The organism is Acinetobacter sp. Lyrl_1 (genome assembly GCF_051948795.1).
Classification (GTDB): Bacteria; Pseudomonadota; Gammaproteobacteria; order Pseudomonadales; family Moraxellaceae; genus Acinetobacter; species Acinetobacter towneri.
In genome coordinates, this window is sequence record NZ_JAYJLK010000030.1 from 1 (window position 1) to 23,492 (window position 23,492).

Below are 23,492 nucleotides of genomic sequence, written 5' to 3' on the forward strand. Positions count from 1 at the left end.
CATTCAAAATGACATTACAATAATGAAAGGTACAACACATGAAAACTCTGTATCTGTTTAAGCTATTTTGTTTTTCTGCTGCGGGCTTAAGTTTTTATCACTTATATACTGAGCTTACGCGCAATCATGTAGACACATTTCAAGTGATGACACTGACAGGCCTGGTGGTCTTGTTAGTCGAATTGGGCTATCGCAGCCAACTTGCCGTGTCCATGTCGCATTCATCTGGTGCGATGTCCGAAGTTTCTGCCTCTTCTAATTACAGTTATTTCATGTCTAAATTGGCAGCAGGCAGTATTGCCACAAGTTTTGTTCTGCAAGGCTTAATCCGTTAATTGCTTATTTAAGATCCACAATCTCAACCATAACAAAACATTCAATTGCACCTTATTTTTATGCTATAACACAGCTGTTTTAAGTATTTTGAATGGATTATGCGAGCACTAGCCCTCATTTTACAGTATGGCTGTTTTGCCTTTGCCTTATTTTTAAGTTATCAGGTTGCAACGGCGCTTTATCAGCAAGAATATGAACTCTTAGAGGTTGTTGCCGATGTAGGCACGATTTTAATTTGTATTGATTTAGGCGTATTTTTATTTAGCAGCAAAGCCTCTCAAGGTTTAAATCTTCAGGAATATGCTCGCCAACTTGAAGCACCACCATCAAAACTAGTGGCAGTGACGCGTAAACTTGGGCATTTGGGAATCATGCTGATTTTAGTGAGCTGGATTGTGCCGTTGATTTAAAAATGATTAATCAAACTTTAGATTAAAAATATACACACAAAACAAAAAGCTCCCGAATTTCGGGAGCTTTTTGTTTGCGTAATTAAAACTTACTTCGAACCTTTAATCCCTGCTTGTAACAACAATGCGCCTAAACCACCAATTTTATTTTCTTGCGGTTTAGCAGCTTGTGGTTTTTTCACTTGTGAACGGTCTGACTGAGGACGTGACTGCTGTGGACGTTTCGCCTGTGGCTTACGCTCTGTACGTTGCTCTTGATCACGACGTGGCGCACGCGCCGCTTTTGCAGGTGCAGCCGAACCTTCAGGACGCATCGATAAATTCACGCGGTTACGTTCTACATCAACCTGTAACACACGCACTTGCACGATTTGACCTGGTTTCACCACTTTATGCGGGTCGGCCACAAATTCATTGGCCAACTCAGAAATATGCACCAAACCATCCTGATGCACACCCACATCTACAAATGCACCGAAGTTGGTCACATTGGTCACCACACCTTCAAGCTGCATGCCTTCAGTCAACTGTGCCACTTCAGTCACATCTTCACGGAATTTAGCCGTACGGAATTCAGGACGTGGGTCACGACCTGGTTTTTCCAATTCAGACAAAACATCCTGAATAGTTGGTAAGCCGACTTGCTCATCCACAAATTCTTCAGCATTCACCGAACGGATAATTTCAGTATTACCAATAATATCTTTAACCGTGGTCGCTTTGGCAGCCACAATTTTTTCTACTAAACCATAAGATTCAGGGTGCACTGCAGAAGCATCCAAAGGCTCAGAACCTGCCTGAATACGTAAGAAACCTGCTGCTTGTTCAAAAGTACGTTCGCCTAAACGCGGTACGTTTTTCAAAGCTTGGCGATTGTCAAAACGGCCATGTTCTTTACGGTATTCAACAATTTGCTGTGCAATGGCTTTATTCAAACCTGCGATATAACCCAAAATTGCTGAAGATGCCGTGTTGACATCGACACCGACCGAGTTCACACAGTCTTCTACCACAGCTTCTAAGGTTTTTGCTAAACCTGCCTGATTCACGTCATGTTGATACTGACCCACACCGATTGATTTTGGATCAATTTTTACCAACTCTGCCAATGGGTCTTGCAAACGACGTGCAATCGACACTGCACCACGAATCGACACATCTAGTTCTGGCAACTCTTGCGATGCCAATTCAGAAGCTGAATACACAGATGCACCCGCTTCAGATACAGACACACGTGTTAATTTCAAGTCACTGTGCGCCGCCATCATTTCTGCCACAACCGCTTCAGTTTCACGGCTTGCAGTCCCGTTACCAATCGCGATTAAATCAACATTGTGCTCACGGCATAAACGAGCAAGTTCTTCAATCGCGCCTGCTTTGTCTTCTTTAGGTGCAAATGGATAAACCGTGCTATGTGCAACCACATCGCCAGATTGGTTCACCACAGCCAGTTTGACACCTGTACGGATGCCAGGGTCTACGCCCAGCGTACAACGCGCACCTGCAGGTGCAGAAAGCAATAAATGACGCAAGTTTTCTGCAAAGACATCCATCGCTTCAGCTTCAGCAGCCAAACGCTTTTCAGTCAATAATGAATGTTCGATTTGTGGACGCACTTTGCCCAACCAGAACAATTTTGCCGTTTGCTTTAAAAAGTCCTGACGTGCTTGCGGCTGAATCTGATCTAAATTGTATTCAGTTTCAATACGTGCCAAAGGCGCACTGTCTTCACCATCAACTTTTAAGCCCAAGACGTTTTCTTGGCGACCACGCAACATCGCCAATAGACGATGTGATGGTACTTTGTTGAGGTTTTCTGAAAAATCGAAGTAATCACGGAATTTTTTGCCCACTTCTTTTTTCTCTTCAGAAGCAACCAAGCTTTTTAATACCGCTGTTTTGGCAAAAATTTCTTTTAATTCTGTGGTTAAGGCAATATTTTGTGCCCATTCATCAATCAGAATGTGTTGTACCGCATCTAGCTGACTGTCTGCATCAGGATAGTCTGCATGACTAAAGCCTGCTAAAGCTTCGCTTGGCTCAACCTGTTCTGCAAAAATTTGCGCTGCAATTGGGCCTAAACCTGCTTCTTTAGCTTTAAACGATTTACTGGTGCGTTTTGGACGGTAAGGCGCGTAAATTTCTTCTAAAGCATTTTTGGTTTCAGCAGCGTTAACCCGTGCCAATAAATCATCAGATAATTTATCTTGTTCTTTGAGTGATTCTATTACTTTTTCGCGACGCTCATATAAATCACGTAAATACGATAAACGTGTATCGAGCTGACGTAGCTGCGTGTCATCTAAACCTTGCGTCACTTCTTTACGGTAACGTGCAATAAATGGAACGCTAGCACCTTCATCAATCAGTTTGATGGCAGCTTCTACTTGATTTGGTCGTACGGCAAGTTCTTTTGCTAACTGCTGAACTAAGTCAGTCATCGTGTGTGATCCTACAAGGATAAGTACTAAAAGCCATGATTATAAAGACCAAGACTATAAAATCCACAATTGTTTTATGAATTTTATAAATGGTGGTTTTTTGGCGATTTTTGCCAATTCGGCTAAATTTTATAAATCTAAATAAAATTCAGGCTTATGTTAGACTCAAACGGACAAATATGTCAGTTTTTCGCATGGGAATGCTGTATATATTTGGTATCTATGTCTTGATTTTATCTGCAATATTTGTTGCTTTAGAGCATAGGCAATAGATACCAATGAATCGTATACTCAAAGCCAACTCAACTTTTTGTTTACGATGACAATAAAGAATAAAGGAGCACATCATGAGTTTAGTTGTACCTGCTGAAAAAACAGATACCGTACACAGCGAAACTGACCGCGTTGAACGCATTCTCGTTGTCGATGATGATGTGCGTTTACGTACCCTGTTACAGCGTTTCTTGGAAGATAAGGGCTTTGTGGTCAAAACTGCCCACGACGCGACACAAATGGATCGTTTGTTACAGCGTGAACTGTTCTCTTTAATCGTGCTTGATTTTATGCTGCCTGTTGAAGATGGTTTAAGTATTTGCCGTCGTTTACGTCAATCTAACATCGACACGCCAATTATTATGCTGACGGCTCGCGGCAGTGACTCTGACCGTATTGCAGGACTTGAAGCAGGTGCAGATGATTATTTACCAAAACCGTTTAATCCAAATGAGCTGTTAGCGCGTATTCGTGCTGTATTGCGTCGTCAAGTGCGCGAGGTACCAGGTGCACCAAGTCAGCAAATGGAAGTGGTTGGTTTTGGCCCATGGTCACTAGATTTATCGACCCGTACTTTGACACGTGAAGGTCAGGTCGTGACCCTAACTACAGGTGAATTTGCAGTACTCAAAGCGTTGGTACAACATCCTCGTGAGCCTTTAACCCGTGACAAGTTAATGAATTTGGCGCGTGGTCGTGAATGGGGTGCGATGGAGCGTTCGATTGATGTTCAGGTTTCACGTTTACGTCGTTTAATTGAAGAAAACCCTGCCCGTGCACGTTATATTCAAACGGTTTGGGGTGTCGGTTATGTATTTGTTCCAGATGGTGCGGAATAAGTTGAAAATGATGTGAGGCTTCAGCCTCACATCTTCATGCAATGATCAACATTTATGTACACCGATCATTGTGCTAGATTTAAAGAACAGACATTCCAATAACAAGTATATTCATCATAAAATTTCACTCACTAAATTCGCTTTACAACCTCTGCCACAGGACAAGATGTGAAACTCGAACCCATCGACCCACAAGAATTTACCGACTATGTGGCGTATTCTGAAAAGAAACGTACCCGCTGGGAGCGTTTTCTGGACAAAATCAAACCACGCTCTGCAGCCATGCGCACCACGGTACTGGTGGTTTTTGTGGTGTTGTTTAGCCTGTTTATGTCGTTGTGGTTCTTTTGGCGCACCTTGTATTTACCTGAAATTCAACAACACGCCCGCTATTTAGCGGTTGAACTGGAAATTTTAAACAATCCAGATTTGCGCATTTTTCACAATGAAGCCGAAGTCGATGTCGATGCGTGGCTTAAAAATCGGGTCGGCATTGAATATGTAACCGATCCACGTGAGTTTCCTAATGTACGGGAAAAAGTCATTGCAGAGTTTTTTACCCAACAAATAGAAAAGAAACTGGCAACTGAATTAAAAATGCAGGATGTCACGGTCTATTTCCAGTTCAAACCAAGCCCGCGTATTTGGATTCAAACCCCAGAAATGAATGGCAACTGGGTACGTGAACCCCTTAAAACCTATGCCAACTACAGCCCTGAATTGGTCTTTGGCTGGCTTTTGGGTATTCCACTGTTAGCTGCAGCAATTATTTTAACTCTAGTACGTCAGCTGAATCGTCCTTTGCGTCGTCTGCAAAATGCCGCCAATAGCTACAGTAAAACAGGCAAAGCACCTTATTTAGAAACCAATCACGGTCCGCAGGAAATTCGTGAGGTCAACCAAGCCTTTAATCACATGATTTATACCTTGGAACAGACTGAACGTGACCGTCGTATCATGTTGGCAGGTATTTCACACGACCTGCGCACGCCACTGACACGGATTCGTTTAAGTGCCGAAATGATGCCCGATGATGATTTTTTAAAAGAAGGCTTAATTTACGATGTAGAAGATATGGATGCGATTTTAAATCAATTCATTTCTTATATGCGTGATGGTTCCGATGAAGAATTACAAGAAACCGATTTAAATGTTTTGCTGCAGGAATTGATTATTCAATTTAAACCGTTGGATATTCGCTTTAACGCACAAGAATTACCTTTAATTCAGGCGCGCAGTTTGTCGCTGAAACGTCTGATTGGCAACCTGATTAATAACTCGAAACGCTATGGTGCAGAGCCAATTGAGTTGTCTGCAGAAGTGCTGGATGAACACATTCGGATTAGCGTGGCAGACAACGGTACAGGCATTCCAGAAGACCAAATTGCCGATTTAATGCAGCCTTTTGTACGCGGCAATGAAGCACGTACTGTACAAGGCAGTGGCTTAGGTTTGGCAATTGTAAAACGTATTGTCGATATTCATCAGGGCGAGCTCACCATTCAAAACCGTGAACACGGTGGTCTTGAAGCCATCATTACCCTGCCGTTACAACCTGAAATCGTTGAAGAAAAAAATAATGTTGGCACGCTGGAAAAAATCAAACAAAGTTTGAGTGAACACTTCTAAACGGCTGACGCTTTTGATCTCTATCTGGCTTGCTATATACCAATTTCAGACCAACAGCAAATCGGATGGACGATCAAAGTAAAAAATTCAGATGGTGCATATCAAAATTGTATAAAAATATATCAAACAAATTGTAATATTTACCTTTTGATATATAAATAAACGATTAAATTCAATTATTTATGTATTATTTTATATTTTTATACCACCATTTAGGCAAAAAATTAGACCTTAGCCTAACACCTATGCAAAATACCTTTTTTGATCGGTACAATCGGTATCAGTCTAGTATTTTACGAGAGTTCGCCATGTCTTTAGATCGCATCCGTTTAGCCTCCCTCCACGACAAAGTAATCAGCGCAGAACAAGCTGCTGAATTCGTTCAAGATGGTATGACCGTAGGTATGAGTGGCTTTACTCGTGCGGGTGAAGCAAAAGCTGTTCCACTTGCATTGGTGGCACGCGCTAAAACCAATCCTTTAAAAATTGACTTAATTACTGGGGCAAGTCTTGGTAATGATTTAGACAAGCAATTGACTGAAGCAGGTGTTTTGGCTCGTCGTATGCCGTTCCAAGTAGACAACACTTTGCGTAAAGCAATTAACCAAGGTCAAGTTATGTTCATTGACCAACACTTGTCTGAAACTGTTGAGCAAATGCGTAACAATACGCTAAAACGCCCAGACATCGCGATTGTTGAAGCAGTTGCAATTACTGAAGACAGCCTAATTATTCCAACAACTTCTGTAGGTAACTCTGCAAGCTTTGTTGAATATGCAGATAAAGTCATTATCGAAATCAACACCACTGTAAGCACAGAATTTGAAGGCCTACACGACATTTATATTCCTGAAGCACGTCCAACACGTGGTCCAGTGCCATTAACTCACGTTGAACAACGTATTGGAACCAAAGGTATTCAGTTAGACCCTGCAAAAGTTGTGGGTATTGTATTTAACGATACCTTGCTTGACTCTCCATCTAACGTGACCGATCCAGATGACGAAACTCAAGCAATTGCAGATCACTTGATCGCATTCTTTGAAAACGAAGTAGCACAAGGTCGTTTACCGAAAAACTTGGCACCTTTACAAGCAGGTATCGGTTCAATTGCAAATGCAGTATTAACAGGCTTCAAACACTCTAACTTTGAAGACTTGGTGATGTACTCAGAAGTACTCCAAGACTGTACGTTTGAATTGATTGATGCAGGCAAAATGAAGTTCGCTTCTGGCTGTTCAATGACTTTGTCTGAAAAATGTGGCGATCGCGTATTTGGTAATCTTGCACACTACAAAGACAAATTCATTTTACGTCCACAAGAAATCTCTAACTTCCCTGAGTTAGTACGTCGTTTAGGCATCATTGGCATTAACACTGCACTTGAGTTTGATATTTACGGTAACGTGAACTCAACCCACGTATGCGGTACCAAAATGATGAACGGTATTGGTGGTTCAGGTGACTTCGCACGTAACGCACACTTGGCGATTTTCGTGACTAAATCAATTGCGAAAGGCGGTGACATTTCATCTATCGTTCCAATGGCTGCGCACGTAGACCACAACGAACACGACGTTGACATTTTGGTTACTGAGCAAGGTTTAGCAGATTTACGCGGTCTTGCACCACGTGAACGCGCTCGTGCGATTATCGACAACTGTGTACACCCAATGTACCGCAATGCATTGAATGATTACTTTGAGCGTGCATGTGCAAAAGGTGGTCACACTCCTCACCTACTTCGTGAAGCATTATCTTGGCATGCAAACTTCGAAGAACACGGTCACATGTTGACTCCTGCACAACAAGAATCTGCGCAACCAGCATAATTCGCGTGCAATAAAAAACGCCCTGATTTTTCAGGGCGTTTTTTTATGTCTTAAGTTTTTATGTCTTAGATTGTCACAAGGTCATTTGCGACAACGCACTCCATTTTACTCAAATGCCAAAGCTTTAAATTCATCTATAAAATGCTGCCCTAACTGGCGTAAACCATCCACACTGAGTGTGGTTTCAATCACACCCAAAGACACCACATCACGTTGAATTTGCAGCACAGTTTGACCTTGCGGGTTGATATAAAAACGAGAACCCAAAGTTGCAAATTTGCTTGCTAAGTCTAGGTTTTGTTCAGCTCGAACTTGATTCACCACATCTTGCGCGGTAAAACGGTATTGATCATGCAGCAAATTTAAGCTGTTGGATTGCCCATATTCTGCACTTAATGCACAATCATCCAAGACCTGTAAAGGCTGATCAAGATTGGCAAAAGCAGTCGCAGGGAGACTCAGCGCAAGACTGAATAAAATAGGGAGAGAAAATTTTAACATTGGACACCTCGCACATAGGTAAATTACACCTGTGGAGAAACATCCTTTTTTCACCAACTTATATTTTAAGTTCAAAAATCACTCAATACATTGACTTTTTATACCAAGCGACCTAAACGCAGCAAAACTGGAAACTGAATTTCCAAGCCCTGAGCAGGTTGCTGCTGCAACAATTGTTGTAATTCAAGCAAGGGCGTATCAGTATGTTGCTTTAAATAATGCTGCAGTCCCGACCAAGTGTTTAAATAATTCAGCAATTGTGCTGCCGACCAACGATATTTCAGGCAAAGTTCGGGTGTCACGATTTCTTGAAATGGGAAAGGAATCGTGCGATATAAGTCATCAATATAACGACGTTCAGCATCCCAACAACCTTTTAAGGTCTGAAAATACAAGCGTTGAATTGCGGTATTCACCTCAGGATCTACAGCTTGAATCAGACCGTAGCCCACCGCAGCAAATATTCCACTCGGTTTTAGCACCCGATGCACTTCGGCATAAAAGGCATCAAACTTGAACCAGTGAATCGCTTGTGCAACGGTAATTAAATCCACACTCGCATCTGCCAATCCGCTGTCTTGCGCCAAACAAGCGCGATAACGCACATTTTCCCACTGTGGTGCTTGATCCAGCTGTGCCTGACTTAAATCCGTGGCTAAAATCTGCTGAAAATGTGGCGTTAATAACTGGGTAAACTGCCCTGAACCTGCACCGCAGTCCCATGTCAAACCGCGCTCTGGCACATGTTGTAAAATCGTATCGACAATCGCGGTTGAATACTGCGGACGTGCCTGACGATATAAATCGCTACCCTGCGAAAACAAATCTTTCATGCTGCATTCCCTGACCATGATCGCTTGATTTTAATTCAGCTTGTTTAATACGTATTGTGGACTTTAGATGAAGATGCAAAGCGGGTTTGAATACAAGATTTTATTTTAGACATAAAAAATTTTGCGCATAAAAAAGCCCCAAACATTGTTTGAGGCTTTTTGAATATGGTGGCGAGACCCAGGATCGAACTGGGGACACACGGATTTTCAATCCGTTGCTCTACCGACTGAGCTATCACGCCAATGCCGTGTATTAAGCCGTATCTCGGCTGAATAGTCAATAAAAATCATCACTTTTTTATTTGATCGCATAAATTTTATGCAAAAAAAAATCCCTGATGGGATCAGGGATTGAAAACGTTTAACCGTTTTGAATATGGTGGCGAGACCCAGGATCGAACTGGGGACACACGGATTTTCAATCCGTTGCTCTACCGACTGAGCTATCACGCCAATGACGCGTATTAAACAGTTTCAGCTGTAAATCGTCAATAGTCTTTTTCGCTTTTCAGTGCAAATGTTTACTTTTACAGCAACCTCATTCTATTTCTGCTGAAATATCACCCAAAAATTTAAAAATGAGTTCTTTTCCAATTAAATTTTGACAAACTTCCGATACGCGAATGTGGGGCACGGATGCCCCACGTTACCCATCACGACAAGGATGTCGTGTATGGGTAACAAAAGACTTTTGCCTACTTTGGGTCTTGCCAAAGTAGGAAGATGCCTACGCAAAGCTATTTAAACCTTAGCTAAAAATTGTGGCTGTGCAAGCACAAAAAACAATATAGGATTTAGATAAACTTCTTTCACAAATCCGATTAAAACCATACTTCAATCCCCCATCATCCTCTTACGGAAGATATTCCTCATCCCTGAGCCATATATGGCGCAAGAGAAGGGATTTTCGATACTAATTTAATTTTGACCTATACGGATAAACTGAAAAGACAGACACAACGTCAGCTTTTTAAAAACTCACAACTTACCCAAATGCGCCAAACAACGATGAATCGCACCACAACCCGGCTGAAAGTGCTGCACACCTTTGGCTTCTTCCATACGGCACACCTCACTCACCAAACGATCTGCCACACCTCGACCACGGTTTGCAGGATGCACCACAATATATTCAAGCGTACGATGATCATCTTGCCCTGTGCACCAAATCGCACCAATCACTTTAGTATTAAATTCTGCCGTGTAAAGTAGGGTATACTGAGCCAAGTTCTGCTCAAGTTGGCTTACCGCATCTTGCCCATCGCCAAATTCAGGGCTGGTATCATACAGTCGCTCAAGCTGGCTGCGCACTTCGGTATTTTCCAGTGAAGTATAGGCATGTACGGTAATAGGCATTGATTAACCCTCCTGAGCAATCTAATATGCTGAGACTTCGTCACAGCGAAAACATTTTACATCAATCATTTTTGACGTTTTTTGAGGAACGTGTCTATGACCCAACGTATCAGTGAAGTGGTGAGAAATACCAACGAAACTAAAATTCGAGTTCGTGTGAATCTGGACGGTACGGGTCAAGGCACACTCAACACTGGAGTTCCATTTTTAGACCATATGATTGATCAAATCAAGCGACACGGTTTGTTTGATATTGATATTCATTGTGATGGCGACTTGGAAATTGATGATCACCACACTGTAGAAGACTGTGGTATCACGCTTGGACAAGCTTTTGCTCAAGCTTTGGGCGATAAAAAAGGTTTACGACGCTACGGTCACTTTTACGCACCACTTGATGAATCTTTAAGTCGTGTGATTGTCGATTTATCGGGTCGTCCGGGTTTATTTATGGATATTCCATTTACCCGCGCACGTATTGGTACTTTTGATGTGGATTTATTCTCAGAATTCTTCCAAGGCTTTGTCAACCATGCATTAATGACACTGCACATCGACAACCTCAAAGGTAAAAACAGCCACCACCAAATTGAAAGCGTATTTAAAGCATTTGCACGTGCTTTACGCATGGCATGTGAAGTCGATCCGCGTGCTGAAAATACAGTGGCATCAACCAAAGGAACACTCTAATGACCCGAATTGCCCTTCTTGACTATGGCATGGGAAATTTACACTCTGCAGCGAAAGCTTTAGAGCATGTGGGTGCAACGGTAGATGTGACCAATGACCCAAAACTGATTGCACAAGCCGATAAAATTGTGTTTCCAGGTGTGGGTGCTATGCGTGATTGTATGCAAGGCATGCATGAAGCTGGCATTGATGACGTGGTACGCAACGCGGTCTTTAATAAACCTGTACTTGCAATTTGTGTAGGCATGCAGGCGCTGATGCAACATTCCGAAGAAAATGGCGGAGCAGATGCACTGGGCATTTTTGCAGGTACAGTCAAACGCTTTCCTGAAGTAGCAGGTTTAAAAGTGCCACACATGGGTTGGAATCAGGTACATCAACGTGACCCGAGCCACCCTATGTGGAACAACATTGAACAAGATGCGCGTTTTTACTTCGTGCATAGTTTTTATGTTGAACCGCAAGATGAAAAAATCGTGGCCGCGACCTGTGATTATGGTTTAACTTTCTGTACAGCCCTGCATCAAGACAACTTGTTTGCAACGCAGTTCCACCCAGAAAAAAGTCACACTGTTGGTTTGCAGTTACTAAAAAACTTTGTGGAATGGAATATCTAATATTCAGGATGCTTCAATCAATAAAGCCGAGTTAATCTCGGCTTTATTTTTGCGTGAATGTTTTTCACTTTTATTGCACATTGATTTGTGTTTAAAATTAAAGCGTTTTTTATACCTTTTATTCAAAATAAACTGAGGGTCTGTCGATAATTGGTCTATGTTTGCGATGTGAGAGAGATATCTCACAAGATTTTTGAGCAAATATACGGTATGCGACAGAAAATTCAAAAAATCTAGGAATTACAACAATGAGTCAATATGTAGAAGATTCTGCACTCAGTGCAGCGGGGCGTTTTGGTCGATTATCATTTTTAGCGTGGAACTGTTTGCTCAGCTTGGGGCTTGCAGTACTGATTGCAATTATTGCCGTTGTTGCACCCAATTTATTGCTAGAGCTCGGCTCTGGCTCTATGGGCATCGGCATGATCTTGCTCGTGATCATTTATATCGTTGCGTTCTATTTTAGCTTTATTTTCACCATCCGCCGCTTGCATGACCGCAATCATACTGGCTGGTTATCTTTGCTGATTTTGGTGCCTTTGGTGAATATTATTATGGGTTTATATTTGGTATTTGCACCTGGCGATGATCGTCAAAATAGCTATGGTGCGGTACGTGAAACTTCAGGTTGGGAAAAAGTACTGGCTTGGATTTTTATTGTGCTGATGATTTTGGCGATTATTGGCAGCTTCTTGTCAGGTATATTCAGCAACGTCTAAGCAAAAATATTCCACTTGGTTGATATTTCGAAATAGCCCATCTATTGGGCTATTTTTTCAGGATATTCGCTGCAATCTTTGTCCTGCACAGCATTTTCAATCTTTTAAACTTTGCCAAATTCCGCAAAACGCTTTAGGCTAAAACCGCTTCTTTACCGCTTTGAATGTTATGGATCTCACTCGTCTGCGTACCCTGCCTAGCCCTGATGAAATTCGGCAATTGCCACTGTTTGAAAATATTGCGCGTCAAAATATTGTACTGATTCAAAATCTAGAGCAATGTCTAGCAATTGAAGCTGAACTGAAAACCGCAGCTGTCTTGGGTTTCGATTCTGAATCTAAACCCACGTTTAATGTAGGCGAAGTTTCTACAGGCCCGCATTTAATTCAGCTCGCAACCTTAGAAAAAGCCTATCTATTTCAGCTCAATGATGACATTTGGCAATTTTTGCAGCCAGTTTTTGCCAATCGCGATCAAATTAAAGTAGGTTTTGGGCTGAAAAATGATGCCCATTTATTTCGTAAAAAAGGTATACAACTGAATAGCGTGATTGAACTATCCAAATGTTTTGGCAGTTTTGGTTTTAAAAGTCCGCTTGGGCTTAAAAATGCCATGGCATTATTATTTCACGTTCATTTCCCTAAAAGCCGAAGTATCAGCACCTCAAACTGGGCATGCAAACAGCTCAGTGAAGCACAAATTGCCTATGCTGCCGCCGATGCCTACGCACCTGTGTTGATATTTGAAGAATTGGGGCGTTTGGGTCTATTGCCCGAGCATATCCCAAACAGTTCACTCAAATTGCGGATTCGTCCCTCTAAAACAAAACCTACAACAGATGCTTAGATATTTAACAATACTTTGTTAAGATGCACAGATTGAATTCAATAAGTTTTTGGCAAGGAGCGAAAGCATGCTGATCATCCCTGCAATTGACCTGAAAGATGGCAAGTGTGTTCGTTTAAAACAAGGTCGTATGGAAGATGATACTGTATTTTCTGACGATCCAGTGGCAACAGCACAACACTGGGTAAATGAAGGCGCGCGTCGCTTGCATTTAGTCGATTTAAACGGCGCTTTCGCAGGTACGCCAATTCATAAACCTGTGGTTGAAGCGATTGCAAAATCACAACCGGATCTTCCAATTCAAATTGGTGGCGGTATTCGTTCACTCGAAACCATCGAACACTATTTGGATGCAGGCGTATCGTTCGTGATTATTGGTACCAAAGCCGTACAAGAGCCTACTTTTGTAGAAGAAGCCTGCAAGAAATTTGCAGGACACATCATTGTCGGCATTGACGCCATGAATGGCATGGTGGCTACTGATGGTTGGGCCAACGTCACAGACGTGAAGGCAACAGATTTAGCTAAGCGTTTTGCCGATGCAGGTGTATCTAGCATTGTTTATACCGATATTGCCCGTGATGGCATGATGCAAGGTGTGAACGTAGAACAAACCGTAAACTTGGCGCAATATTCAGGCTTACCCGTGATTGCTTCTGGCGGTGTGACCAATTTAGATGACGTACGCAACCTAAAAGGTCAGCCTGGCATTTTAGGTGCGATTACAGGTCGTGCAATTTACGAAGGCACGTTAAGCCTGCGTGAGGCACAGTTGCTTTTAGATGAGCAATCTTTGTAATTCTGCCGCGTATTTTTAAAGAGGTCTGCGGACCTCTTTTTTATTTTGATTTTATTTTACTCATTTTGAGTTTTCTTCATCTCCCACTGGTTCTATGTCTCAGCTTTCACCAATGCTTCGCAGCAAAGCGCCGCAACTGGCGCTCATTTTGATTACCTTAATTTGGGGTGCAACCTTCATTACCGTGCAATACGGTTTGAACTTCAGCAGTCCAGTACTGTTTGTAGGCTTACGTTTTGCCGCAGCCACGTTGGCCGTGGGGCTGATTTCATGGCGAAGCTTACGTGGTTTTAGCATCGATGAACTCTATGCAGGCTTTGCCATAGGCGCAGTCATTGCGCTAGGTTATGTCACTCAAACCATTGGCTTACAAAGTATCAGCAGTAGCGAATCGGCCTTTTTAACGGCGCTGTATGTCCCGCTTGTACCGCTATTGCTGTGGTTATGCTTTGATCAACGTCCGCATGTCATGACTTGGTTGGGTGCTATTTTGGCATTTGTAGGCTTGGTCTTTTTAACAGGCAATGGCTTAGGCGCAATTCAGTTAAGTTTTGGACAAGCCATTACTTTAATCGGTTCAATTGCGATTGCCTTTGAAATTATTTTAATTAGCTATTTTGCCAATCGGGTCAATTTAAAGCGCGTTACCCTCATCCAACTGGGTTGTGCATCGTTATTGTGTTTTGCGATTGCACCATGGGTTGGAGAAACTCAATTGCCCGAATTTCAGTGGTCACTCCTTGCTGTTTTGCTCGGCTTAGGCATTGCCAGTGCCGTGATTCAATTGGTGATGAACTGGGCGCAACGACAAGTAGACCCTGCGCAAGCTGCTATTATTTATGCAGCTGAGCCTGTTTGGGCCGCATTGATTGGACGTTTGGCAGGCGAGCGCTTGGCAGTTCTGGCGTTGTTCGGTGGACTACTGGTGGTTTTAGGCGTGCTGGTCAGCGAATGGCGACCAAAATTTTTAAAACGAAACACATCATCCCAAAAAGTTGAATGAACAGCATCTAGGCAAGATCGCTCAAAACATCTTAAAAAGACGAACGAACGTGAATTTAATGATACATCGGTAAATTATCATTCACGCGAATTAAACCGCGTATAGCACGGTAAACAATCCATAACCACGAAATAGCAACCACTGCGATACAGAAAAGTGTCGCAGCCAAAGTCATACTGGCAAAGCTTTGCGCATCTGGACTAAAGAACACCAAAAAGAACGGCACAAAGGCCACAATATTCCAAAACAGATACCACCAGAAGCTGCGAATTTGCCAAGTAAAATGACTGGCAAAAATTGAACCTTGTACATCACTACGTTTTAAATAGTTGATGATTAAGGCAATCACGGCCAATATCCCCGCAGAAAAAATCGCCACGATATACAGCACATATAAAATCATGGTCAATGAACGATGTGGGTCTTGATCTACTGAATATGAATGCTCTGCGTCTGACATAATGCACCTGACAAGCCTGTTACTGGAACAATATTCCCAATTAGATGTTAAGCTGATTCAACGGAGAAATCATCCATAAAATCAGAAAGATATTTAAGCCTATCGTACAAAAATAAATCTTACCAAAGGGTTGTTTTTGTGTTTTATGGCGTAATTTTTGTTGTGCTAACCATGCTGCAGGCCAACCCCCTAAAAAAGCCACAATATGCAAGTTATTTTCAGGAATACGACGTCCACCCTGCTGTGCAGCTTCTTTATCTTGTGCATACAGCCAATAACTCAGCGCATTCATCAAACTGATGAATAATAACAACATGCCGCTGAGCAATCCCAACAGCGTCAGCAAAGCCAAAGCAACAATATAAGCCACACATAATATTTGCATCGGCTGCATTTTTTGCGTGCTGTCGGATGTTTTCGCACTCACAGCAGATGCCTTTGCTGCTTTGGTCTGCGAAGCTTTTAAATACACCGCTTGCTGTGCTCGGTAACGTCCGCGCTCATCCACAGTTACGGTATATTCCAAGGCACAGCCCACAATTGGACGTGGCCCTTGTCGGGCGAAGTCCTTAATGTGTAAAAACACGCGATCTTTTTGGTGGTCATTCGGCTGAATAAACCCATAACCCTGCTCATCAAACCATTCGACTAAACGCCCTTGATCACGCATGTTCTATATCCCTCAAGCTGTCACAAACTTTAAGCGTTCAATCAGCATATTCCGCATTTCATCTGGATTTTTCTGCAAAATATCTGCGCCTGTCCGCCCTTCTGCCGCATTTTTAGCAGCCACCTGCAAACGCATTAACCAAAAACGTCCTGCCGCCATTGCCAAATACAGTTCCAAACAGGCTTTTTCGTCTTGGGTTAAAGGACGCACCGTTTCGTAGGCATTTAAAAATGCAATCGCCTTGCTTTCATTTAAGCTCAGCTCAGGAAAATCGGTACAAAAATCATTCAGCGTAATCGCAATATCAAACAGCAATTCATCTTGATTTAATTCATAAAAATCTAAAATGCCTTGCAACTGATCATCTGCAAACAAGGTATTGTCACGGAATAAATCCGAGTGAATAAAACCTTTGGGACGCTGCGGATAGACTGCGGTTAAAGCTTCATACAAGCCCAAAAGTTTGGACAGTAAGGCTTGATCGGCCACATGCATGCTTGGTTTTAATTGGCGTGCGACCCCTGCCCAATAAGCATGATCACGTACATGATCGCGCTGCAAAGGAAAATTTTGTAAGGCCACATGCATTTTGGCTTGTGCAATCGCAATCGCTTCCACTTGCGCCACTGTTGCCAGTGTCGGATGCTGCCCAATTAAACGCGGTGCAATTTGTGCAGGTTTTTCTTTTAATTGGTGAATGGCTTGTCCCGAATAGGATAAAGGCACTGCCACAGGCAAACCCGCTTGCCCCAAATGCTGCAATACAGGAATTAATTCACCTGCCGCTTGCTGATCTAATTCTTCAAAAATGGTCAGCACGTACTCGTTTTGATTGTCGCAGCGCAAAAAATAATTGGTATTTTGAATCCCCCCTTGAATGGGAATCAGCTCGACCACCTCCAATCCATAAGGCGCTGCAAAGACCTGAACTTCCTTTAAAGTCAAAGGAGTATAAACCGACATAGAAAACCTGCGAAAAACCTGAGCTAAGTTTGATAGAATACCCGCTCCATCTGCCAAGGTGTAGCGCTTGTGTGGGTGAGTTTCATAATCGGCTGTAATAATTGGAAAAATTTATGCTAGCGAAACGTATTATTCCTTGCCTAGACGTAGATAATGGTCGCGTGGTTAAGGGCGTGCAATTCCTTGATATTCGTGATGCGGGCGACCCTGTCGAAGTGGCGCGTCGTTATAATGAACAAGGTGCCGATGAAATCACCTTTTTAGACATTACCGCTACCCATCATGGTCGTGATACGACTTATCGTACCGTAGAACGTATGGCAGAAACCGTGTTCGTGCCCCTCACCGTTGGTGGTGGCGTGCGTAAGGTTGAGGACATCCGCCTGTTACTTAACGCAGGTGCAGATAAAGTCAGCATTAACTCTGCAGCCGTCTTTAACCCTGAATTTGTGCAAGAAGCCTCACAGCGTTTTGGCGCGCAATGTATTGTGGTTGCCATTGATGCGAAAAAAACGGGTGATAACAAATGGGAAATTTTCACCCACGGTGGTCGTAAACCAACAGGTATTGATGCCATTGAATGGGCAGTGAAAATGGCAGACTATGGCGCAGGTGAGCTATTGGTCACTTCAATGGATGCCGATGGTACCAAGGCAGGCTATGACTTGGCGCTCATGCGTGCCATCAATGACCGTGTAACTGTACCCACCATTGCGTCTGGCGGTGTAGGTAATTTACAGCACTTGGCAGATGGTATTTTAAAAGGCGGTGCAGATGCGGTACTAGCTGCCTCAATTTTCCACTTTGGTCAGCACACTATTCCAGAAGCCAAACAATATTTGGCAGCGCAAGGCATTGAAATGCGTTTGTAATTTCTAAAACAAAACTGTTTTAGACTTTAGTTTTTGAGCTTTAAAAGTGTAATCTTCGGGTTACACTTTTTTATTTAGCCCAAAATACAGGCAGAAAAAAAGGAGTCCGAAGACTCCTATTAACTCAAAAAACCACAGCGATGAAGTTTTTATATCTTTTAAATTTAAAAAAAATAAATAAAACAAAGCAATAAACAATTAAATTCGCTCAAAATACCCTTAGGTATTTCACTGCACATAATATATTCAGCATTTCAGCAGAAATATTGACCAAAAACACCAAAAATATTGACCATTTGCGACAAGCCTTGCCAAATCAGTCAGTTTAAAGCGTCATGAGCACCTATACCGTTTAGGCGACTCGTTCTGCCACCGTCACTTTTTTCTCGACCCACTTGGCAGGAAAATACGCAGCCGACAAATGGTTTAAACCTTGTGCCATAACATGCGGCAAAGTGATCCCTAAAGGGTTTTGTTCCTGCAGTTCCTGTGAAGAAATCACTCGCGTTCCTAAAATATAATCAAACCACGGTTTGGTCACGCACCAGTTCGCATCCTGATTGCTGTTCATGTGATGGTCATAATGCCACGGAATTTTTTTGACTGCCCACTCTGGCTCTAAATGCGCACGACGGTGAATATAATAATAATTCGCAGCACTATATAGCGCAGCCAAACTCATACCCTTAGAAATTGGATAGAACACGCCACTGGCCACCGTTGCCACCACAGCCAAAGACACAATTTCATTTTTGGTACGCCAGTTGCGAATCCCTTCGACATAGCCATGATCGTGAAAACTGGTTTTACGCACTTCACGATGATGTTCCCAATGTGATTTCATACTTTCAGGCACAGGACTATAACGGCGCTGCCCTGCTCGATGCGTTCCGTGCAAAATATATTTATGTGCCACCCATTCAAAACCATTGGCAACCACCAAACCTGCTAGAAATCCTTTCCACATCGCTATTTCTCCTTAAACACAGGACATCTTGACTCTGATGTTCACTATAGGCATGTGAGATTGACTAGATCTTGACCAAAAAAATCAATATCATTGACAAATGACGACAAAAATAAACCGATAACACATGCAACAATTCAAAGAATATACGGGCTCGGTCTATGGTGGCTTAGGGCATTTATTGATGTGCTATTACCAAGCAAAAAAGCTGCCCATTCCAGAAAAATTACATCAGATTCAAAATCTGGAACGTTTTGACTATGCCCTCTGGCGTGACTTGCTCAGCACTTTGGAGCAACAATTACCACAACCTGCTTTGGGTTTGGAAATTGCCAAATACGTGCAGCCCAAACATTTAGGCATCATTGCGTATTTAGCCTTGTCCTGTGATCATCTGGGTGAAGCATTACAGCGTTACCACGATTTTCATCGCTTGATTTACGATGGTGGCCCGTTGCAAGTCGAAGCACAAAACGATTATTTATCCATTCGTTGGTCAGAATTGCCCGTGCACATGACCACACAATTAACCGATGAAATTGCCATTGCTTTAATGATGGAATTTTTGAAGCACTTTATGCAGTTTGAAGATATTTGCCTGCACGAAGTACATTTTCATCATCCTGCGCCTAAAAATATTGCACTGTATGAGCAGTATTTTCATTGCAAAGTGCGTTTTTCTCAGCCAATTACCCAAGTGTTGCTGCCTGTTTCCGAACTGGCAAAACCCTTTCATCAGGGCGATCAGACCTTACAGCATTTATTGTTGCAACAGGCACAAGCCTTATTGGAAAAGCTACCGAATAGCACCCAAACCGATCAGCGTTTACAGCAAGCCATTTTGACGGGGCTGCAAAAAAATATGTATCAAATTGAACATATTGCTCAGCAATTACATATTTCTGTACGTCAGTTGCAACGTCATTTGCAACAGCAAGGCACGACCTACCAAAAACGCATGCAGGAAGTACGCTGTTTATTGGCAGAACAATATTTACAAGACCCACATTTAAGTCTGCAAGAAATTGCGCTATTGCTGGGTTATTCAGAACAAAGTGCCTTTCAGCGTGCGTTTAAACAATGGACGCAGCACACACCACAACAATGGCGGATGCAACGTGCTTCATGATTGCTTCTTTTTACTTTAATTTATGTTAAATTCATCACAATATCGATCTAAAATGCGATAAATTTAATTGAAGTTTGATCAATTAACTCAAAAAATAAGCACTGGAGAATCAAATTGAATAAGTATTTCGCAGAACTGGCTGGCACATTCTAGCTGGTATTTGGTGGTTGTGGTAGTGCGGTATTGGCTGCAGCTTTTCCTGAATTGGGCATTGGTTTTGTGGGGGTATCCCTCGCGTTCGGTCTGACCGTATTAACCGCGGCCTATGCACTTGGGCACATTTCAGGTGGTCAATTTAACCCTGCAGTCAGTATTGGTTTGTGGGCAGGTGGACGTTTTGAAGCCAAAGAACTCGCACCGTATATTATTTCACAAATTATTGGTGCGACTCTGGCCGCACTGGTGTTGTATCTGATTGTACAGGGTCAGGCAGGTTTTGCAGACACAGGCGGTTTCGCGACCAACGGTTATGGTGATTTATCTCCAGGAAAATATGCCCTCAGTTCAGTATTATTGATTGAAGTGGTACTCACTGCTGGCTTTTTGATGGTGATTATGGGTGCAACCGCCAAACGTGCACCTGCAGGTTTTGCTCCAATTGCAATTGGTTTGGCACTGACCTTAATCCATCTGATCAGTATTCCTGTAACCAATACTTCCGTGAACCCTGCACGTAGTACAGGTGTGGCGTTCTTTGCTGAAACTGCAGCACTCAGCCAGCTTTGGGCTTTCTGGGTTGCACCGATTGTAGGTGCGGTGATTGGTGCGGTGCTGTATCGCGCTATGGCAAAAGCTGAAGACTGATCTTCAAAACTTTAAATCCACAGCTTTTCAAGATGTCTGGGATTTATCTAAAAACACACAAAACAACAAAGCCCGTTCAAGCGTTTGAACGGGCTTTTTAATGGCTTAGATGAGCAGATTAAAGTAGATTTAATATCTTGAGATGGCATCCATTATAAAAATGGATTTTCAATTTCACCCGCTTCGGGACGATCTAACTTTTCAGGCAGATTCGGAGTCTGCTCCAAAGTTGCAACAACTTCATTCAAAAAAGCCTGTAGTGCTTTGGCTGCCTGTAAACCCGCCTGATCTTTGCTGATTTGCAAATTGCCATACACATTGATGCAATCTAAATCATTTTCTAAGGTTAAGTCATGAATCGCATGTGATTCAGTCCCATTTTGAAACGGTTTAAACATTGAATTCACCTTAGCATGAAGGATGCAATATCCATCATCTTAACCCAGTTTAAGATTTCAACAACTGTAAAATATATTGCAATAAAGCTTCAATCAATTGCTTCACAATTGCATCTTGGGTATCTGCATCAATGCTAGCACCCGATGCAGGACTACTGCCTGAGCGTTTAAATTCGGTTTGCAAGGCTTGTAATTGCTCAGCAGATACATCTTCTGCGCACTGGCTTTCTGCATCCCAATGTGAGTAGGCAATCGGTGTATTGGCTTTTACAGCATTTGCAGTCAAAGGCAATTTATAGGTATTGCGCTTTTGTTCTTCACTTAATTGTGGGAATAAATTAATGCCCAACTGTTCTTCTAAATAGCAGACACTCACCACTTGCACCTGTAACGAGTCGTTATTGGGCGCGTAATAAGCCCCTATCGCGCCTGTTTTGGGCATATACACAGCTTTATACACCGCAGTCGGCACAATAACGCCCTGCCCAATGGTTTTTAGACGCTTGGCATTAAAACTTGGCCCCGTAATCACATACACATCTTGCTTTTGCTTAGTCACCACCGCTCGGGTGGCTTCTTCAAGTTCACGCCAGACCTGCTGATTATTTTTAGGGGCTTGCGGCACCATATTTGCCAAAGAAAAACTGTCAAACTGGGCTGCCAAGTTGGTCATGTCGGCATTCGGTGCCATGTGTCCACGGTCATAACCCGAACCACGATAATCCAGCAAAGTCGCACGATGCTCGGCTTTGACGCGCGGTTCTTCGTGAAAGTTATCTTCACGTGGAATCCGCTGACTCAAACGCGCTGGTGTTAAGGCTTCTGCCACCCATAACGGGGTTTTGGATACCCCTGAATACATCACATTAAAGTCATTAAAACACAGCGGATAGCTGTCTTTTTGCAGGCTATTTTTCAGTAAATAGGGCGGCGTTTCTCGATAGAACTGGGTTAGGCAAGCACTATTTCCTGAACTCGGCACCAGTGAAGTCCACTGGCTAATTTTTTCTTGACCAAAAGCAATCACAAAACTCCCTGTTGCCACTACACCGAGTAGCACTTTCAAGCTGTTTTGATTGAAAATTTGAGTCCAAATGTTGTTGGAATTGCGCCGTTTTCTTGCCATAACCGTTACTGTGACTTCGCTCTAAATCCGCAGAGTTTGCCCGAGCTTAACAATCCACTCACAGCTTGTATATGAAGCACCTCTTGTTCGTCTAACAATTAAACAAAACCCGCGCCATAACACCACAAAAGCCATACACAGCCTGAGTTTTAAGCACTTTTGACATCAGTCTAGATCAAGTTTGGTAGATTTGATTGCATCCGTTTTAGCGAATCTGCCAAGCTAAATACACCTTAAAGACATCGCTCAGCGACACCCAAGCGCATTGCGCTGCTCTAGCTGGATGTCATTGACGATTTAAATTGGTTTTAACTTTATTTTTGCGATTTTTGATGGAGAAATACATGCGTTTTCATCTTTTTGCTTGTGCTTTGGTTGGTAGCAGTATCAGCATTTCTGCCTTTGCCGAACCACCCATTCAAGCAGGTGATACTTTAGAAAGTTTATCTAAAGTCAAAATAAGCACCACGATTAATGGGCAAGCAGGCTCACTACAAGAATTAATCGCCAATGGTCAGATACGCATTGTACCGAGTACAGATACAAACTTAACAAGTCCAGCAGAAAATATAGCGCAACAGCCTGCAAACCAAATTTCAGCCGAACAAGCCAATCTGGCTCAAGACAATGTACCGATGACGATGCCTGTCGGGACTGAATCCGAACTGCAACACGCAGCGCAGGCAGAGCAAGTGAGCGAACAACACATACAAGCCACCTCTGCGCCATTATTGTCATCTTCAGCCGATTTACCTGTAAATGCTGGCGATGATGTGGATGTCACCGCAGAAGCGCTAAATGCTGCACCACAAAACCCTGCTGCATCTGAACAAGCAGCAGTCAATCTGCCCACGACTGAACGGCTTGAAACCACAGCACCTGCGGCACAGGGCGCAGATGTAAACGATATAGATTTAAGCCATCTACAACCAAGTGATACGGAACAATAAGATCTGTTTAAGACCAATCTTGAGCTAA

The 23,492-nt window shown here is 42.8% G+C and carries 25 protein-coding genes and 2 tRNA genes; 15 read left to right on the forward strand and 12 right to left on the reverse strand.

Annotated elements, in window-relative coordinates; translation table 11 throughout:
- Nucleotides 1-38: 38 nt before the first annotated feature.
- Nucleotides 39-335, forward strand: coding sequence for a hypothetical protein (locus VF675_RS09855; RefSeq protein WP_004974421.1), 297 nt, complete (start codon nt 39-41; stop codon nt 333-335).
- Nucleotides 336-434: 99 nt separating this feature from the next.
- The gene (locus tag VF675_RS09860) at nt 435-746 is read left to right on the forward strand and encodes a hypothetical protein (protein ID WP_019838218.1); all 312 of its coding nucleotides are present in this window, start codon (nt 435-437) and stop codon (nt 744-746) included.
- An 89-nt stretch (nt 747-835) separates the two neighbouring features.
- Here VF675_RS09860 and VF675_RS09865 read toward each other — a convergent pair whose 3' ends face one another.
- On the reverse strand, nt 836-3,187 hold the full coding sequence (locus VF675_RS09865; RefSeq protein WP_440205162.1) for a Tex family protein: 2,352 nt from the start codon (nt 3,185-3,187) through the stop codon (nt 836-838).
- A gap of 347 nt (nt 3,188-3,534) precedes the next feature.
- Between VF675_RS09865 and ompR the strand changes: the two genes are divergently transcribed.
- The 3 genes from ompR to VF675_RS09880 all read left to right on the forward strand — a co-directional run bounded on the left by ompR (nt 3,535) and on the right by VF675_RS09880 (nt 7,760).
- Nucleotides 3,535-4,299: an osmolarity response regulator transcription factor OmpR gene (gene ompR, locus VF675_RS09870; protein ID WP_004974415.1), complete on the forward strand. Its 765-nt coding sequence runs from the start codon at nt 3,535-3,537 to the stop codon at nt 4,297-4,299.
- A 168-nt stretch (nt 4,300-4,467) separates the two neighbouring features.
- Nucleotides 4,468-5,928, forward strand: coding sequence for an ATP-binding protein (locus tag VF675_RS09875; RefSeq protein ID WP_004974413.1), 1,461 nt, complete (start codon nt 4,468-4,470; stop codon nt 5,926-5,928).
- 308 nt (nt 5,929-6,236) lie between these two features.
- A complete protein-coding gene (locus VF675_RS09880) occupies nt 6,237-7,760 on the forward strand; it encodes an acetyl-CoA hydrolase/transferase family protein (protein WP_004974412.1) in 1,524 nt (507 codons plus the stop codon).
- Between the two features lie 105 nt (nt 7,761-7,865).
- Here VF675_RS09880 and VF675_RS09885 read toward each other — a convergent pair whose 3' ends face one another.
- The 5 genes from VF675_RS09885 to VF675_RS09905 all read right to left on the reverse strand — a co-directional run bounded on the left by VF675_RS09885 (nt 7,866) and on the right by VF675_RS09905 (nt 10,450).
- Nucleotides 7,866-8,261 carry a hypothetical protein gene (locus tag VF675_RS09885; protein ID WP_004974410.1) on the reverse strand — a complete coding sequence of 132 codons (396 nt, stop codon included), beginning with the start codon at nt 8,259-8,261 and terminating at the stop codon, nt 7,866-7,868.
- Between the two features lie 98 nt (nt 8,262-8,359).
- Nucleotides 8,360-9,094 carry a class I SAM-dependent methyltransferase gene (locus VF675_RS09890; RefSeq protein ID WP_131260652.1) on the reverse strand — a complete coding sequence of 245 codons (735 nt, stop codon included), beginning with the start codon at nt 9,092-9,094 and terminating at the stop codon, nt 8,360-8,362.
- A 166-nt stretch (nt 9,095-9,260) separates the two neighbouring features.
- Nucleotides 9,261-9,336, reverse strand: a tRNA-Phe gene (locus VF675_RS09895).
- Between the two features lie 135 nt (nt 9,337-9,471).
- Nucleotides 9,472-9,547: transfer RNA gene (locus VF675_RS09900), tRNA-Phe, on the reverse strand.
- A 525-nt stretch (nt 9,548-10,072) separates the two neighbouring features.
- Complete coding sequence (locus tag VF675_RS09905; protein ID WP_096902643.1) at nt 10,073-10,450, reverse strand: GNAT family N-acetyltransferase; 378 nt, start codon at nt 10,448-10,450, stop codon at nt 10,073-10,075.
- Between the two features lie 96 nt (nt 10,451-10,546).
- Here VF675_RS09905 and hisB point away from each other — a divergent pair, with 96 nt between their 5' ends.
- The 6 genes from hisB to VF675_RS09935 all read left to right on the forward strand — a co-directional run bounded on the left by hisB (nt 10,547) and on the right by VF675_RS09935 (nt 15,125).
- Entirely contained in the window at nt 10,547-11,140 is a 594-nt protein-coding gene (gene hisB / locus VF675_RS09910; protein WP_096902642.1) for an imidazoleglycerol-phosphate dehydratase HisB, read from the forward strand.
- A complete protein-coding gene (hisH, locus tag VF675_RS09915) occupies nt 11,140-11,757 on the forward strand; it encodes an imidazole glycerol phosphate synthase subunit HisH (RefSeq protein ID WP_004974401.1) in 618 nt (205 codons plus the stop codon). Before hisB ends, hisH begins: the two co-directional genes overlap by 1 nt.
- A gap of 248 nt (nt 11,758-12,005) precedes the next feature.
- Nucleotides 12,006-12,476, forward strand: a complete 471-nt coding sequence (locus VF675_RS09920; protein ID WP_440205163.1) for a DUF805 domain-containing protein — start codon at nt 12,006-12,008, stop codon at nt 12,474-12,476.
- A 169-nt stretch (nt 12,477-12,645) separates the two neighbouring features.
- On the forward strand, nt 12,646-13,323 hold the full coding sequence (locus VF675_RS09925; protein ID WP_004974396.1) for a hypothetical protein: 678 nt from the start codon (nt 12,646-12,648) through the stop codon (nt 13,321-13,323).
- Between the two features lie 67 nt (nt 13,324-13,390).
- Nucleotides 13,391-14,122, forward strand: coding sequence for a 1-(5-phosphoribosyl)-5-[(5-phosphoribosylamino)methylideneamino]imidazole-4-carboxamide isomerase (gene hisA, locus VF675_RS09930; protein ID WP_004974395.1), 732 nt, complete (start codon nt 13,391-13,393; stop codon nt 14,120-14,122).
- A 94-nt stretch (nt 14,123-14,216) separates the two neighbouring features.
- Nucleotides 14,217-15,125, forward strand: a complete 909-nt coding sequence (locus tag VF675_RS09935; RefSeq protein ID WP_440205164.1) for a DMT family transporter — start codon at nt 14,217-14,219, stop codon at nt 15,123-15,125.
- A gap of 55 nt (nt 15,126-15,180) precedes the next feature.
- Here the strand turns inward: VF675_RS09935 and VF675_RS09940 are convergent, their stop codons facing one another.
- From VF675_RS09940 to VF675_RS09950, 3 genes are read right to left on the reverse strand one after another with little or no spacing between them, the layout of a single operon-like run.
- Nucleotides 15,181-15,585 (reverse strand): DUF4870 family protein, encoded by a 405-nt coding sequence (locus VF675_RS09940; RefSeq protein WP_004974391.1) that lies wholly within the window; start codon nt 15,583-15,585, stop codon nt 15,181-15,183.
- 40 nt (nt 15,586-15,625) lie between these two features.
- Nucleotides 15,626-16,255, reverse strand: a complete 630-nt coding sequence (locus VF675_RS09945; RefSeq protein ID WP_440205165.1) for a DUF1294 domain-containing protein — start codon at nt 16,253-16,255, stop codon at nt 15,626-15,628.
- A 12-nt stretch (nt 16,256-16,267) separates the two neighbouring features.
- Complete coding sequence (locus tag VF675_RS09950; RefSeq protein ID WP_154320233.1) at nt 16,268-17,218, reverse strand: homoserine kinase; 951 nt, start codon at nt 17,216-17,218, stop codon at nt 16,268-16,270.
- A gap of 113 nt (nt 17,219-17,331) precedes the next feature.
- On the opposite strand from VF675_RS09950, the gene hisF reads away from it, so the two are divergent.
- Nucleotides 17,332-18,090 carry an imidazole glycerol phosphate synthase subunit HisF gene (gene hisF, locus VF675_RS09955; protein WP_004974384.1) on the forward strand — a complete coding sequence of 253 codons (759 nt, stop codon included), beginning with the start codon at nt 17,332-17,334 and terminating at the stop codon, nt 18,088-18,090.
- A 352-nt stretch (nt 18,091-18,442) separates the two neighbouring features.
- Here the strand turns inward: hisF and VF675_RS09960 are convergent, their stop codons facing one another.
- Nucleotides 18,443-19,057, reverse strand: a complete 615-nt coding sequence (locus tag VF675_RS09960; RefSeq protein WP_317028229.1) for a hypothetical protein — start codon at nt 19,055-19,057, stop codon at nt 18,443-18,445.
- Between the two features lie 127 nt (nt 19,058-19,184).
- Here VF675_RS09960 and VF675_RS09965 point away from each other — a divergent pair, with 127 nt between their 5' ends.
- On the forward strand, nt 19,185-20,186 hold the full coding sequence (locus VF675_RS09965; protein ID WP_004974378.1) for an AraC family transcriptional regulator: 1,002 nt from the start codon (nt 19,185-19,187) through the stop codon (nt 20,184-20,186).
- A gap of 153 nt (nt 20,187-20,339) precedes the next feature.
- Nucleotides 20,340-20,990, forward strand: a complete 651-nt coding sequence (aqpZ, locus tag VF675_RS09970) for an aquaporin Z (protein WP_042068713.1) — start codon at nt 20,340-20,342, stop codon at nt 20,988-20,990.
- A 152-nt stretch (nt 20,991-21,142) separates the two neighbouring features.
- Here the strand turns inward: aqpZ and VF675_RS09975 are convergent, their stop codons facing one another.
- Nucleotides 21,143-21,388, reverse strand: coding sequence for a hypothetical protein (locus VF675_RS09975; RefSeq protein ID WP_004974374.1), 246 nt, complete (start codon nt 21,386-21,388; stop codon nt 21,143-21,145).
- 49 nt (nt 21,389-21,437) lie between these two features.
- Complete coding sequence (locus tag VF675_RS09980) at nt 21,438-22,514, reverse strand: DNA/RNA non-specific endonuclease (protein ID WP_004974371.1); 1,077 nt, start codon at nt 22,512-22,514, stop codon at nt 21,438-21,440.
- Between the two features lie 344 nt (nt 22,515-22,858).
- On the opposite strand from VF675_RS09980, the gene VF675_RS09985 reads away from it, so the two are divergent.
- On the forward strand, nt 22,859-23,464 hold the full coding sequence (locus tag VF675_RS09985; protein WP_004974369.1) for a hypothetical protein: 606 nt from the start codon (nt 22,859-22,861) through the stop codon (nt 23,462-23,464).
- Nucleotides 23,465-23,492 lie beyond the last annotated feature (28 nt).

Excerpts from the sequence above, each read along its gene's own strand:
- hisH (WP_004974401.1), top strand. The coding sequence starts at position 11,140 with ATGACCCGAATTGCCCTTCTTGACTATGGCATGGGAAATTTACACTCT.
- hisF (WP_004974384.1), top strand. The coding sequence starts at position 17,332 with ATGCTAGCGAAACGTATTATTCCTTGCCTAGACGTAGATAATGGTCGC.
- VF675_RS09885 (WP_004974410.1), bottom strand. The coding sequence starts at position 8,261 with ATGTTAAAATTTTCTCTCCCTATTTTATTCAGTCTTGCGCTGAGTCTC.
- VF675_RS09960 (WP_317028229.1), bottom strand. The coding sequence starts at position 19,057 with ATGTGGAAAGGATTTCTAGCAGGTTTGGTGGTTGCCAATGGTTTTGAA.
- hisB (WP_096902642.1), top strand. The coding sequence starts at position 10,547 with ATGACCCAACGTATCAGTGAAGTGGTGAGAAATACCAACGAAACTAAA.
- VF675_RS09940 (WP_004974391.1), bottom strand. The coding sequence starts at position 15,585 with ATGTCAGACGCAGAGCATTCATATTCAGTAGATCAAGACCCACATCGT.
- VF675_RS09880 (WP_004974412.1), top strand. The coding sequence starts at position 6,237 with ATGTCTTTAGATCGCATCCGTTTAGCCTCCCTCCACGACAAAGTAATC.
- VF675_RS09905 (WP_096902643.1), bottom strand. The coding sequence starts at position 10,450 with ATGCCTATTACCGTACATGCCTATACTTCACTGGAAAATACCGAAGTG.
- VF675_RS09965 (WP_004974378.1), top strand. The coding sequence starts at position 19,185 with ATGCAACAATTCAAAGAATATACGGGCTCGGTCTATGGTGGCTTAGGG.
- hisA (WP_004974395.1), top strand. The coding sequence starts at position 13,391 with ATGCTGATCATCCCTGCAATTGACCTGAAAGATGGCAAGTGTGTTCGT.
- VF675_RS09985 (WP_004974369.1), top strand. The coding sequence starts at position 22,859 with ATGCGTTTTCATCTTTTTGCTTGTGCTTTGGTTGGTAGCAGTATCAGC.
- VF675_RS09890 (WP_131260652.1), bottom strand. The coding sequence starts at position 9,094 with ATGAAAGATTTGTTTTCGCAGGGTAGCGATTTATATCGTCAGGCACGT.
- VF675_RS09935 (WP_440205164.1), top strand. The coding sequence starts at position 14,217 with ATGTCTCAGCTTTCACCAATGCTTCGCAGCAAAGCGCCGCAACTGGCG.
- VF675_RS09945 (WP_440205165.1), bottom strand. The coding sequence starts at position 16,255 with ATGCGTGATCAAGGGCGTTTAGTCGAATGGTTTGATGAGCAGGGTTAT.
- VF675_RS09950 (WP_154320233.1), bottom strand. The coding sequence starts at position 17,218 with ATGTCGGTTTATACTCCTTTGACTTTAAAGGAAGTTCAGGTCTTTGCA.
- VF675_RS09980 (WP_004974371.1), bottom strand. The coding sequence starts at position 22,514 with ATGGCAAGAAAACGGCGCAATTCCAACAACATTTGGACTCAAATTTTC.
- VF675_RS09920 (WP_440205163.1), top strand. The coding sequence starts at position 12,006 with ATGAGTCAATATGTAGAAGATTCTGCACTCAGTGCAGCGGGGCGTTTT.
- VF675_RS09865 (WP_440205162.1), bottom strand. The coding sequence starts at position 3,187 with ATGACTGACTTAGTTCAGCAGTTAGCAAAAGAACTTGCCGTACGACCA.
- VF675_RS09925 (WP_004974396.1), top strand. The coding sequence starts at position 12,646 with ATGGATCTCACTCGTCTGCGTACCCTGCCTAGCCCTGATGAAATTCGG.
- VF675_RS09855 (WP_004974421.1), top strand. The coding sequence starts at position 39 with ATGAAAACTCTGTATCTGTTTAAGCTATTTTGTTTTTCTGCTGCGGGC.
- ompR (WP_004974415.1), top strand. The coding sequence starts at position 3,535 with ATGAGTTTAGTTGTACCTGCTGAAAAAACAGATACCGTACACAGCGAA.
- VF675_RS09975 (WP_004974374.1), bottom strand. The coding sequence starts at position 21,388 with ATGTTTAAACCGTTTCAAAATGGGACTGAATCACATGCGATTCATGAC.
- VF675_RS09860 (WP_019838218.1), top strand. The coding sequence starts at position 435 with ATGCGAGCACTAGCCCTCATTTTACAGTATGGCTGTTTTGCCTTTGCC.